This is a genomic window from Hallella multisaccharivorax DSM 17128 (genome assembly GCF_000218235.1).
In the GTDB taxonomy this organism is placed as follows: domain Bacteria; phylum Bacteroidota; class Bacteroidia; order Bacteroidales; family Bacteroidaceae; genus Prevotella; species Prevotella multisaccharivorax.
Genome location: NZ_GL945017.1, coordinates 1,940,752 through 1,954,338 on the forward strand (window position 1 = coordinate 1,940,752; position 13,587 = coordinate 1,954,338).

Genomic DNA, 13,587 nt, shown 5'->3' on the forward strand with positions numbered 1-13,587 from the left:
GATGAGCCCAACCAAGTGGTTGACAATCATCAAATGGGGCGAGTGATACGAATAAAGATCAGATGATGCGCACGCTTACGCCTAAGTCTTAACGCCTGCCAAACGAGCCTCCTGAACTACGACCGCCACCGAATGAGCCTCCTCCGGAAGTACCTCCGTTGCCAAAAGAGCCAGAGCTATGACCGCCGAATGAGCCTCCGGATGAGCGCATAGGAGCAGAGAATGAACGGGTGGGACTGCTTTGCTGAGGTGTGAACGTGCTGCGAGGAGTGGCTGAATGGTTACCGAAAGAACCTCCACCGAAAGAACGGTCTGCGAATCGGTTCACTGTTGAGCGCGTGCTGCTCTCGCGAGGAAAACCAAAAGAGCGGTTGCTATCGGAATAAGAGCCGAAGCCACGGCTGCGTGCCGGTGACTGAACACCATACGAACGGTTGCCGTTACGCAATGGGCTGTCATTGAACGCCCCCGGCGACATGTTGCCGAAAGAACGGTTTCCATACCCATTGGACCTGTAGTTATCGTTCTGATAACGGTTCTGTGGAGCCTGTGACCACGATCTGCGACCGCGCTCATACACATATCCACGACCATAACCACCATCATCCCAGCGCCGGCGCATGCCTAAATACGGGCCTCTGTCCCGTGGTCCATTCCAGTTGCGGCCATAATACCACGAGCGTCCGCCATTGTAACGCCACGAGTGTCCACCCCTGTAGGTCACTACAAAATTAGGACATCCGAAGAAAAAGTAGTCGCGATGCGGGTAACGCGCGTAGATGCCGAAGTGCCAGTAGCCATCATTCCAGTACAATGGACGGTAGAAATAAGACGCGTCAGCATAAGCACGGTATTGCCAGTCGAGCAAGATGTAACTTAGATCGAGGTTGCGTTGACGCCAGTAGACGCCGTAAAGGTCGTCGTAGTCGTCGACACGCATGAGATAATCCAGATTGATCTCATATGCCGCCTCGTACTGTTGGTCGGTGAGATTGAGCTCATAAGCCATCTTATCGGTCAGGAAAAGAGCCTGGTCGCGAGCCTGCTCATAACTCATGGCTGATGTGCCCAACGCGATAGTGAGCAAAAGGGCAAGTGCCGTAAATAACCGTTTCATAGCTATATTGATTTTAATTGTTAACTACGTAATGTTTCTTTCTCACGTTGCAAAGTTATGATATTGTTTTCATAAAATAAATGGTGTTTCCCTATGCGATAAGGGAAAAACCCTATTGTTTTCTTATATTTTTCGCCAAGGCAACCATGCCGTTGACCGATTTTTATTAACTTTGCGGCCAGTAATCACAGTTATGAAGAGATTCGCTTATTTGATGGCGGCCCTGATGCCTTCTTGCCTCACGGCCAATGCACAATATCTATCCAACATTCACTACGAGGCCGAGGCCCAAAGCTCTTTCTCCTCGGGCAATACTCCGCTGTGGCTCAATGCCAACAAACACGGCATGAGCTCTCTCTCCTCCATCAACGGTTATCTGCGCGGAGCTCTTCAGCGCCCTCTTGAAACCGATTCGGCCCGGCGCTGGGGGCTGGGATATGGTGTCGACATGGCCGTAACCTCTCATTTCACCAGCAAGTTTATCCTGCAGCAGGCTTACGTGGAAGCCCGCTGGCTCCACGGTGTTCTCACTGTCGGAGCGAAAGAATGGCCCATGGAGTTGAAGAATTCACGGCTCTCTACCGGCTCACAGGCTCTCGGCATCAATGCACGTCCCGTGCCGGAAGTGCGTATAGCCCTGCCCGAATACTGGACAATCCCAGTGCTCGGACGATGGTTCGCCATAAAAGCCCACATGGCATACGGCATGTTTACTGACCAGGGATGGCAGCGCGACTTTACGTTTCACGGGCAGTCGCCCTACAACGAACGCGTGCTTTACCACAGTAAGGCCGGATACATCAGGATCGGGAGACCGGACCAACTGCCACTCACTGTAGAGTTAGGACTGGAGATGCAGGCACAGTTCGGCGGTTATATAAAGTACCAGGACGACGGACAGCTGGTCAGGAAGAAGTTAGGAGGTGCCGGCATCCGTGATTTCTGGAGAGCCTTTATCCCCGGCGGATCCGATCCTTCCGATGGCAAAGGATATGGCAATATTGAAGGCAACCAGACAGGCGCATGGCTTGCACGCATCAGCTACGACACGCCCGCATGGCGCGCCTCACTCTATGCCGACCACTTCTTCGAAGACCACTCACAGCAGTTCTTTCTCGATTTCGACGGTTACGGAGAGGGAAAAGACTTCCAGAAGCACGTAAAAAACCGATATCTGCTCTATCCGCTCAAAGACATTTTGTTGGGAGGAGAGCTACAGCTCAAGCACTGTAATTGGGTAAAAAACATCGTGATGGAATATATTTACACCAAAGACCAGAGCGGCCCCGTCTATCATGACCGCACCTCGGCTATTCCAGACCACATCGGTGGTGCCGACGACTACAACAATCACAGCAACTACATGAGCGTGCAACACTGGGGACAGGTGATGGGCAATCCGCTCTTCCGCTCCCCTATCTACAACGACGACCACCGCATCCACATTCAGGACAACCGGTTCGTGGCCTGGCACATAGGCCTTGAGGGCCGTCCGGTGCCAAGACTTGACTATCGTCTCATGGCTACCTGGCAGCAAGGCCTTGGCACATACAATGAGCCATACTCACACCCGCGGCATAACCGCAGCGTCCTGGCCGAGGCAGGCTACCAGTTCAACGATGGCTGGGCGGTGCGTGGAGCCTTCGGACTGGACAGCGGAAGCCTGTTGGGGAACAACCACGGAGTACAAATCACGATCACAAAGAAAGGAATTCTCAGATAATATCACCCTACTCTATGATTTTCTTCGTAACTTTGCTTTCACAATTCAAGCAACAGAAAGGAACAACATGCCTTTAAGACTACCTGACAAACTTCCTGCTATTGACCTTCTCAAGCAGGAGAACATCTTCGTGATGGATGAGACGCGCGCGCACTCGCAGCAGATTCGCCCGTTGCGCATTGTGATTCTCAATCTCATGCCCATGAAAGTGACCACGGAAACTGACCTCATCCGCCTGCTGTCCAATACGCCACTGCAGATGGAAATCTACTTCATGAAACTTAAAAGCCACACTTCTAAGAATACGCCTATTGAGCACATGATGATGTTTTACCGAGATTCCGAGGAACTGATGAAACAGAAATTCGACGGCATGATCGTCACCGGCGCACCCGTGGAAACCATCCCTTATGAGAATGTAGACTACTGGAAAGAGTTTAACCAGATTGTGGATTGGGCCCGACACAGCGTGCAGTCCACCCTGTACCTGTGCTGGGGAGCCATGGCTGCGCTGTACCACTTCTACGGCATCCCCAAACACCAGCTTCCCATGAAGAAGTTCGGCATTTTCAAAACCTACCCCATCGATGAGCGGCTACCCATCTTCCGGGGCTTCGACGACATGTTCTACATGCCCCACTCACGCCACACCGAAGTAAGGGAAACAGATATTGACAAAGTGGATGACCTGAATATCATCGCGTCCTCGCCTGAGGCAGGCGTAAGCATTGTCAGTTCACGACATGGCCGCGACTTCTACATTCTCGGCCACTTAGAGTACGCACCCGACACGCTCGACAATGAATACCGCCGCGATCTTGGCAAATGCGACGACGTGGCCCTGCCACAACACTATTACCGCGACGACGATCCCAAACGCGGATTCAAGGTGAGCTGGCGATCGGCTGCCAACCTCTTCTACAGCAATTGGATCAACTATTACGTCTACCAGGAGACACCTTACAACATTGGAGACATCAGGTAGGACATCGTGCGACAATTGTCGAACAATCGTCAAGCAACTGTCGCACGATCGTCCGACAACTGCCAAACAATCGTGCGACAATTGTCACACGACGACAATGAAGCGTTGAAGACTCACCGACAAACAGCCTGACTCGCAGAAGACACACTGAAGATGAAACAATTATTGACAATATTGGGCCCCACCGCATCGGGCAAGACACAGCTTGCAGCCCATGTGGCCTATGAAGTAGGTGGCGAAATACTCTCTGGAGACTCGCGACAGGTCTACCGCGGCATGGACATTGGCACCGGAAAAGACCTGGAAGACTACATCGTCAACGGGAAACACATCCCCTATCATCTCATCGATATCTGCGACCCAGGCACCAAATACAATCTCTTTCAATATCAGGAAGATTTCCTCAAGGCCTATCAAGACCTCGAATCCCGCAACGTCTGGCCGATTCTCTGCGGCGGGACGGGACTCTATATCGAGAGCGTGCTCAAAGGCTACCACCTCTCACCCGTGCCCCAAAATCCTGAACTGCGAACCCAGCTCGCCGGAAAGAGCCTGGCAGAACTGACGGAGACGCTTAAAGACCTCAAGCGAAAAGCAGGGACCACCATGCACAACACCACCGACGTCGATACTCCTCAGCGAGCCATACGCGCCATAGAAATAGAAACTTACAACTTAGCCCATCCCACGGAAGAGAGAGTTTTTCCCGCCATTGACAGCGTCATCGTCGGCGTGAGCATCGGCCGTGACAGCCGTCGGACAAAGATCACAGACCGACTGAAAAAGCGTCTTGACAATGGCATGGTGGACGAAATACGCGGCATTCTCAACCAAGGCGTGAAGGCGGAAGACCTTATCTATTATGGGTTGGAATATAAATATGTGACCGAGTATGTGATCGGACAGCTCAGCTACGAAGCTATGTTCAAGCAGCTGGAAATTGCCATCCACCAGTTTGCCAAACGGCAAATGACGTGGTTCCGCGGTATGGAGCGTCGCGGGGCCACCATCCACTGGATTGATGCCACACTTCCTATGAAGCAAAAGGTTGAGGCAGTCATCGGATTGCTCAATCATTGAAGATCGCCCCAACGCTGAATCACAAGGCCGAACGATGCCTGCAGACAATCCACTGTGCAAGAATTGAGGACAGTTCAAAGGAGTGCACTATTAAAAAAGCATAAAATAAGAAATTCATTTGCCATAATCTTTTGCACATAAATACTTTTTTACTAAATTTGAAATCTATAAGGAAGAGAAGCCCATCGTGCACTTTTCCAAGACAAGAAAAGTAAAACCTATAAATGCCTTTAATGCTATGAGCTATCTAAAATTTGAAAGGGCACAGATGATAAACCTTCAGGAGTCACTACAAAGAGAGCTCCTGAGAACCAATCGTTCAGGTGCTTACGCCTGTTCTACAGTCGTAGACTGCAACACGAGAAAGTATCACGGGTTGTTGGTAGTACCCGTGCCAGAACTTGATAACGATAACCACGTGCTTCTGTCCTCGCTTGACTGTACGGTCATACAGCATGGCGCAGCCTTTCATCTCGGGCTACACAAATACCAGGGCGGCACGTTCAGTCCTAATGGCCATAAATACATCATCGACCTCGACTGCGACAAGATCCCCACCACACTCTACCGAGTGGGTGGTGTCGTACTGAAAAGAGAAGTCGTCTTCCAGCATTATGAGGATCGCATGCTGATTCGCTACACGCTCGTTGACGCCCACTCCGCCACGACATTACAGTTTCAGCCCTTCCTGGCTTTCCGCAGCGTGAGGCAGTTTACTCACGAGAACGCAAGGGCAAGCCGCGATTATGAAGAGGTCGAGAATGGCATACGCACGCGCATGTACGAAGGCTATCCTTTCCTTTACATGCAGTTCTCAAAGAAACCCGAGTTTGTCTTCAACCCAGACTGGTACCGAGGACTGGAGTATCCAAAAGAGCAGGAGCGTGGCTACTCGTCCACAGAAGACCTGTATGTGCCGGGCTACTTCTCCATTCCCATCAAGAAGGGCGAGAGCATCGTCTTCGCAGCCTCCACCTCAGCATCGAAACCGCACTCTCTGAAGACTCTCTTCGAGAAAGAAGCCGAAGAGCGCACGCCACGCGACAACTTCATCCATTGCCTGATCAATGCCGCACATCAATTCCACGTACACGATAAAAACGGCAAGCGATACATCCTTGCCGGATACCCGTGGTTTAAATGCCGTGCCCGCGATACGTTCATCTCTCTGCCGGGATTGACACTGTCTATCGATGAGATTGACTATTTCGAGGATGCTATGGAGACCGCCGCGAGGCAGCTTTATCAATTCATGAGAGGAGAGAAACAGACCGGCCTCATCACGGAAATAGAGCAGCCCGACGTACCGTTATGGGCCATCAGAGCTCTTCAGCTGTACGCCAACAAAGTAGGATTGCCACTGTGTGCACAGAAATTCGGGCAGTTTATCAAAGACACTGTGCGCTTTGTCAAAAGCAACAAGCACCCGTACCTCACGCTTGATGCCAACGGTCTGCTCAGGACAGACGGGAAGAAAAAAGCAATGACATGGATGAACTCTACCGCCAATGGCCTTCCCGTGGTGCCACGCACAGGCTACATCGTAGAGTTCAACGCACTGTGGTACAATGCCCTGGTATTCGCGGCCGACATAGCCAAAGAGTTAGGAGACAATGCCTCAGTGGAAGAGCTGAAAAAGATCGCTGAACAGTGCAAGACCTCGTTTGTATCCACTTTCGTCAACGAATACGGTTATTTATACGACTTTGTCGATGGTGACAAGCCTGACTGGAGCGTGCGTCCAAACATGATTTTCGCCGTAGCGCTTGATAATTCGCCACTGACTCTGCAACAGCAGAAAGGCGTGTTCGACTTCTGTACACGTGAATTGCTCACGCCAAAAGGCCTTCGCTCTCTATCGCCAAAGAGCCCGGGCTACAACCCTATGTATGTAGGGCCTCAGACACAGCGCGACTACGCCTATCATCAAGGCACTGCCTGGCCGTGGCTGGAGGGCTTCTACCTGTGCGCTTGCCTTAAGCTCTTCAAGCGTTCACGGCTCAGTTTCATACGCAGGCAAATGGTGGGGCTTGAAAATGAGATGTTCAATCATTGTGTCGGCACACTGCCAGAGCTCTTCGATGGCAACCCACCCTTCCGTGGAAGAGGCGCCATCTCCTTTGCTGCTAATGTGGCGGGCATCCTGCGTACTACAGAATTATTAGAGAAAATCGACAATAATCAATAGGAGGAACAATCATGATAAAAGTATTAATGTTCGGTTGGGAATATCCTCCGCATGTGTTTGGCGGACTGGCCACCGCCAACTTCGGCATCTCTGAAGGCCTCCACGCTCAAGGCGATGTGCAAATAACACTATGTCTGCCGAAACCATTCGGCGACGAGGATCACACCTATGCTAATATCGTGGCCATGAACTGTGTGCCCATTGTCTATAGAGACGTGGACTACGACTATGTGAAGCAACGCATCGGCAACCTCATGAGTCCCGAAACCTATTACCATTTCCGTGACCATATCTACGCCGACTTCCGCTATATGCATGTCAATGACTTGGGATGCATGGAGTTTGCAGGTGGGTATCCAAGCAACCTCACCGATGAGATCAATAACTACAGCATCATCGCGGGTGTTGTCGCGCGGTCAGAGGAGTTTGATATTATACACGCACACGACTGGCTCACTTACCCCGCAGGCATCTTTGCCAAGCAGGTGAGCGGGAAACCACTGTGCATCCATGTACATGCCACCGACTGGGACCGCTCGCGGGGACACGTCAATCCTACTGTCTACGGCATAGAGAAAGACGGCATGGATCACGCTGACTGCATCATGTGCGTCTCAGAACTGACCCGACAGACCGTCATCAACCATTATCACCAAGACCCAAGAAAAGTCTTTACCGTACACAATGCCGTTTATCCTTTAAGCCCAGAGAACCAGGCCATACCACGACCCAACCACAAGGGAAAAGAAAAAGTGGTGACTTTCTTAGGCCGTATCACCATGCAGAAAGGACCAGAATACTTCGTTGAGGCCGCCAACATGGTGCTCCACCGTACAAACAACATCCGTTTCTGTATGGCTGGATCAGGCGATATGATGGATTCTATGATCTATCTTGCTGCAGAGCGCGACATTGCCGACCGTTTCCACTTCCCTGGATTCATGAAAGGGAAGCAGGTATATGAGTGCCTAAAGGACTCAGACGTCTACGTCATGCCTTCAGTGAGCGAGCCATTCGGCATTTCTCCTCTGGAAGCGATGCAATGCGGTACCCCAACCATCATTTCCAAATCGAGTGGATGTGGTGAGATACTTACAAACTGTTTTAAGATAGATTATTGGGATATCAACGCGATGGCCGATGCCATTTACAGTATCTGCCACAACGAAAGTCTGTTCGATTATCTGCAGCAGAAAGGGCAGGAAGAAGTGGCACAAATCACATGGGAAAAGGTCGGACGATGGATACGTGAGCTCTACCTTAGGACACTGCACTGGGACTAACGCCTGATAGAGAACAGAAAAATAAGTTAAGGACATAACAATCAACAACTATGAAAACCATTTGTTTATATTTCGAGATACATCAGATCGTACACTTGAAACGGTATCGCTTCTTTGACATTGGTACCGACCATTACTATTACGACGATTACGAGAATGAGCGCACCATCCGCGACATCACAGAGCGCTCATACATCCCTGCGCTCAATACCATCGAAGAAATGATTAAGGAAAACGGAAAGTATTTCCGTGTCGCCTTTTCATTATCGGGTGTGGGAATGGAGCAACTGGAATTGTATGCGCCAGAAGTGCTTGACAAACTCGTGGCACTCAGCAAGACCGGATGTGTAGAGTTTCTTGCTGAACCCTACGCGCACGGCCTCTCCGCCTTGCAGGATAAGGCTGTCTTTGCCTCCAATGTTAAACACCAATGCGACAAAATGGTGGAATATTTCGGTAAGCGTCCCACTGTTCTCCGCAATTCATCACTCATCTACAGCGACGACATAGGAATGCAGGCAGCAGACATGGGGTTTAAGGGAATGCTCACCGAAGGAGCCAAGCACGTACTCGGCTGGAAATCGCCCCACTATGTTTATAACTGCGCTTTAGCACCAAAGCTGAAACTTCTGCTTCGCGATATTAACCTCAGTGATGATATCTGCCTGCGATTCAACAATAGAGATTGGGAAGGATACCCGCTCTTTGCCGACCAGTACATCTCACGCATTGCACAGTTTCCCGAACAAGAGCGTGTTATCAATATCTTTATGGAGCTTTCGGCATTGGGAATCGCACAACCATTATCGTCAAATATCCTTGAATTCCTGCATGCGCTTCCAAGATTCGCCAAACAACAGAATATCAATTTCGCCACGCCAACTGAAGTTTGTGACCAGTTCGACAGCGTGGGCGATCTGAATGTTCCCGATACACTCTCGTGGGTAGACGAAGAGCGCGACGTGAGTAGCTGGCTTGGCAACGCAATGCAGAGAGAGGCATTCAACAAGCTCTACGGCATCGCGGACCGCGTGAGAATTGCCAACGACCCACAAATCAATCAAGACTACAACTATCTGCAAGCAAGCAACAACTTCCGGTTCATGTCGACCAAGCCCTCGCATGTGGGTCTCGACAGAGGCATCTACAGCAGTCCCTTTGACGCATTTACCAACTATATGAACATCCTCGGCGACTTCATTAATCGAGTCAATTCGCTCTATGCTTCTGACATTGACAACGATGAACTCAACTCATTGCTGACCACTATCAAGAACGAAGACGAAGAGATTGAAATGAAAAACAAGGAGATAGCCCACCTGCAAGCAAGGCTTGAGAAAGCAGAAGCTTCCGAGGCCAAGATCCGTAAAGAATACGAAACGAAGAAGGCTACCAAGGCAAAGGCTAAAGCACAGACCAAGAAAGCATAAGTAAAGACGATTCCCAGAAGGGATAAATGTCCATTTTCCAACTCCCGGCAATAATTCTTTATTGTCGGGAAAATATTTGCATTCATACGACGTTATCTACATGAACAACAACAAAAAGATGTTAGCCCATGATGCAAATTCTACCCACAGAAAAACAACCTTCAGCGTTGTCAATGTATATCATCCGTGAGATAGCACGGCAATATAAACATCCGAACATGACAGCAAGCAGGGACACCCAACGCAACCTCGCTTGCTACACAGCGTGAAAAGACATAGAAAGATGAAAAAACTGGGAACTATCGTGTCTCCGTCACTGCTTGCAGCTGACTTTACCAATCTGAAATCAGATGTTGAAATGATCAACCACAGCGATGCCGACTGGCTTCACTGTGATGTAATGGACGGTGTGTTCGTGCCTAACATTTCATTTGGTTTTCCTGTCATTGAGGCTCTGAAAGGCATCTGCCACAAGCCATTGGACACGCACTTCATGATTGTAAAGCCTGAAAGATACATCGACAGAGCAGAAAAAGCCGGCGTCTCTATCATGACTGTTCATCAGGAAGCCGTCGTCCATCTCAATCGAATTGTCTATCAGATCCACGAAGCAGGTATGAAAGCAGGGGTTGCTTTGAACCCCGCAACACCTGTAAGCACACTCGAAGATATCATCTCAGAGCTTGACTTAGTATTACTCATGAGCGTCAACCCTGGATTTGGCGGGCAGAAATTCATAGAGAATACTATCGGCAAAACCCACCGCCTTGCCAAAATGATTGCGGAAAGTCATTCAAAAGCCCTCATTGAGGTGGACGGAGGCGTCAACAGAGAAACGGCGCCACGGCTGATAGCAGCAGGCGTAAACGCTCTTGTCAGCGGCAGCTACGTGTTTAAAGCACCACATCCGGAAGATATAATCAGCCAACTGAAGAAGTTATGAAAATCAGAGAGGATAGCTTTTAGAGCCATCCTCTCTTACTTTATAGATTATTGAGATTCACCTCTTTCTCAGTCTTCTCCTTCTTTGACTTCTGGGTATCAGCAGCCTTTTTCTTTGTCTCTGAAGACTTTCCAGCCGTCGTTGACTGGCCGTCTTCATCAGACTGTTCACCAATAGGCTCACCATTTTCGTCAAGAATGACCTCCTGATTGCTCATCACGCGCGAACTGTCCACCCTTGTAGTGTCTCGCCTTACAACTGGCATATAGCTTTGGCAGACATACATATCTGACGTTATGCCATCATCAACGGAGGGCTTGCGGAACCGGCCATGATACTTCGCAAAGGCCGGATCATTCATAATATAATGATAGAACTGGCCCACAATAGGCAATGCCGTTCGGGCTCCCTGACCAAGCGCACCCGTCCTGAAATGAATGCTCCGGTATTCGCCCCCGACCCATGCTCCGACAACCAGATTAGGGCTCACACCCTCAAACCACGCGTCAGAGTGGTTGTTTGAAGTACCTGTCTTTCCACCGAAATCAGTGTCATTGTGCCCACCCGCATAAGTAGCCGAGAGCAGACTCTGGCTTGTTCCGCCAGGTTCATGGGTGCCAGCCAACAGCAACTGCTGCATCAGGAAGGCGCTCTTGTAAGGTATGACCTGTTCTGCCTCAGCGTTGTCCTCGTAAACAGTCTTGCCACCCTTGTCCACAATCTTCGTGATGATCATCGGATCGTGGTGCTTACCGTTGTTGGCTACAGTGCAATAAGCATCGGTCAGCTCCAGCAGCTGAACATCGCTGGAGCCCAACGCCAGTGACGGTGTGTCGTCAAGCGGACTCTTGATGCCCATCTTCTCGGCTGTAGCAATAATACGATTGATGCCCATCTCCTGTCCAAGCCGCACGGCTACAGAGTTGATACTCTTGGCGAAAGCACTCTTCAGGGGAATAGAATCACCGGAAAATGAGCCGTTGGCATTCGTAGGCGTCCAGGTCACCACTTTTTTTTGAATCTTATCATAGACATCCATAGAGATGTACTCATCACGGCGCTTGTCACATGGAGTAAGTCCCTGATTCATCGCTTCCGTATAGACGAAGAGCTTGAACGTGGAACCAGGCTGCCGCTCAGCAGTCACCTTGTCGTATTTCCATGACTTAAAGTCGATGTCGCCCACCCATGCCTTCACGGCTCCAGTCTGAGGTTCCATGGCCAGCATGGCGCAGTGCATGAAAGTGACCATGTACTTGATGGAATCTTCAGACGTCATGTCCTTGACTACAGTTCCTTTATCGTAATCGAACACCTTCACCGGATGAACCCAATCACGATAATAATAATTGACCGAGTCAGGATTGTTGGGGAACCTGTTAAGCAGAGCCTTATAGAAAGGCTGCTTTTGAGCTATCTGGTCAATGAATCCAGGTATTTCCTGCCCATTCTCATCACGCCATGGTGCCTGCCGCAGCCAGTTCTTCGACATGTTGCGATAGATGCCCCAATGGTTGTTGAAGTTTTGCTGCACCTGCTTCATCTGCCGATGAGCAGCTTGCTCAGCGTATTTCTGCATACGCGAATCAAGTGTCGTATAAATCTTCAAGCCGTCACTGTAGAGGTCATACTTTGGGTTGCCATCATCATCCTTGAAGTTTTTCTTGAAGTAATCGGCAATATATTCCCTAAAATAAAGTGCCTGGCCATCGTAGTTCTCTTCCACCTTGAAATGCAGCACAATCGGAAGATTCTTCAAGGAATCACAGGCCTCCCTGCTGAGATCACCATGCTGCTGCATATTGGAAAGCACCTGATTACGCCGCTTGAGACTCCTATCGGGATTGGTCTTAGGATTATACATAGAGGTGGCCTTCAACATACCCACTAAGACGGCGCAGTCTTGAGTAGACAGACTGTCGGGTGTCGTGCCGAAATAAGTACGTGCCGCCGTCTTGATGCCATAGGCATTGTTACCAAAATCTACGGTGTTGGCGTACATGGTGATGATGTCTCGCTTGTTAAAGACCGTCTCCAACTTAGTAGCGATGATCCACTCCTTGCTCTTTACAATGAGAATCTTCAAGCCAGGAATCTTGCCTAAAAGGCCTGTAGAATACTGCGAGCGCACACGAAACATATTCTTGGCCAACTGCTGTGTGATAGTGGATGCACCACGGCCATCATGACGCAGAAGCGCATCCTTGCCGGCAGCAAAGAGTCCTAACACGTCAACAGCCATGCCACGCGGGCGCTGATAGAAGCGCTCGTCCTCCGTGTCAATCAAAGCCTTGAAGAAAGAAGGATTGATTTCGCTGTACTTAACAGGTGTCCGGTTTTCGTTAAAGAACTTACCAATCAGTTTTCCGTCAGCACTGTAAATCTCTGAAGCCTGATTGGATGGCGGATCAAGAATACCAGAAAAATAGCCCGGGCTCTTGCCAAACAGCCAGAGGAAATTGATGTCAACAGCACCAAGATAAAGAAAAAAGAAGACTATAAATGACACAAACGCTACCAACGTCTTGGTGTACCATGCCTTGCCCACGTACAGACTCCTGTACCATGGCCAAAAGGCTTTCATCTTGCGCCATGCCCAATGCATGACTTTCGAAAGTTTTCTCATAGAATACTCTTGCCAGTTTCCAAGAGGAGACTGATGTGTTTATTCTGCAAAGATACTTATTATTGAATAAACTCCATGATGAAAGACATGATTTTATATTTTGTTAAATAAGGAATTTTCAAATATCGTAATGCGATGATTCAAATATCAGCAAAATCTGTCTGTAAAGATGTCGTAAACGCATTAAAATGTTATCGCGTTGCCTTTACACT

General features: G+C 49.5%; 10 protein-coding genes. 8 read left to right on the forward strand and 2 right to left on the reverse strand.

Annotated elements, in window-relative coordinates:
- Window positions 1-88: 88 nt before the first annotated feature.
- On the reverse strand, window positions 89-1,117 hold the full coding sequence (locus PREMU_RS08385) for a hypothetical protein (protein WP_007574514.1): 1,029 nt from the start codon (window positions 1,115-1,117) through the stop codon (window positions 89-91).
- Between the two features lie 193 nt (window positions 1,118-1,310).
- Between PREMU_RS08385 and PREMU_RS08390 the strand changes: the two genes are divergently transcribed.
- The 8 genes from PREMU_RS08390 (at window position 1,311) to rpe (ending at window position 10,749) form a co-directional block, all read left to right on the forward strand.
- Window positions 1,311-2,840: a capsule assembly Wzi family protein gene (locus PREMU_RS08390; protein ID WP_007574515.1), complete on the forward strand. Its 1,530-nt coding sequence runs from the start codon at window positions 1,311-1,313 to the stop codon at window positions 2,838-2,840.
- 67 nt (window positions 2,841-2,907) lie between these two features.
- The gene (locus PREMU_RS08395) at window positions 2,908-3,825 is read left to right on the forward strand and encodes a homoserine O-succinyltransferase (protein WP_007574516.1); all 918 of its coding nucleotides are present in this window, start codon (window positions 2,908-2,910) and stop codon (window positions 3,823-3,825) included.
- 153 nt (window positions 3,826-3,978) lie between these two features.
- A complete protein-coding gene (gene miaA / locus PREMU_RS08400; protein ID WP_040558179.1) occupies window positions 3,979-4,905 on the forward strand; it encodes a tRNA (adenosine(37)-N6)-dimethylallyltransferase MiaA in 927 nt (308 codons plus the stop codon).
- Window positions 4,906-5,143: 238 nt separating this feature from the next.
- A complete protein-coding gene (locus tag PREMU_RS08405) occupies window positions 5,144-7,093 on the forward strand; it encodes a glycogen debranching enzyme N-terminal domain-containing protein (protein WP_007574520.1) in 1,950 nt (649 codons plus the stop codon).
- Window positions 7,094-7,107: 14 nt separating this feature from the next.
- Entirely contained in the window at window positions 7,108-8,376 is a 1,269-nt protein-coding gene (locus tag PREMU_RS08410; RefSeq protein ID WP_040558805.1) for a glycosyltransferase family 4 protein, read from the forward strand.
- A 50-nt stretch (window positions 8,377-8,426) separates the two neighbouring features.
- Window positions 8,427-9,806 carry a glycoside hydrolase family 57 protein gene (locus tag PREMU_RS08415; protein WP_007574522.1) on the forward strand — a complete coding sequence of 460 codons (1,380 nt, stop codon included), beginning with the start codon at window positions 8,427-8,429 and terminating at the stop codon, window positions 9,804-9,806.
- A 128-nt stretch (window positions 9,807-9,934) separates the two neighbouring features.
- Window positions 9,935-10,075, forward strand: coding sequence for a hypothetical protein (locus PREMU_RS15390; RefSeq protein ID WP_007574523.1), 141 nt, complete (start codon window positions 9,935-9,937; stop codon window positions 10,073-10,075).
- Window positions 10,076-10,089: 14 nt separating this feature from the next.
- On the forward strand, window positions 10,090-10,749 hold the full coding sequence (gene rpe, locus PREMU_RS08420; protein WP_007574524.1) for a ribulose-phosphate 3-epimerase: 660 nt from the start codon (window positions 10,090-10,092) through the stop codon (window positions 10,747-10,749).
- Window positions 10,750-10,789: 40 nt separating this feature from the next.
- Here rpe and PREMU_RS08425 read toward each other — a convergent pair whose 3' ends face one another.
- Window positions 10,790-13,375 (reverse strand): transglycosylase domain-containing protein, encoded by a 2,586-nt coding sequence (locus PREMU_RS08425; RefSeq protein ID WP_040558181.1) that lies wholly within the window; start codon window positions 13,373-13,375, stop codon window positions 10,790-10,792.
- Window positions 13,376-13,587: the final 212 nt, after the last annotated feature.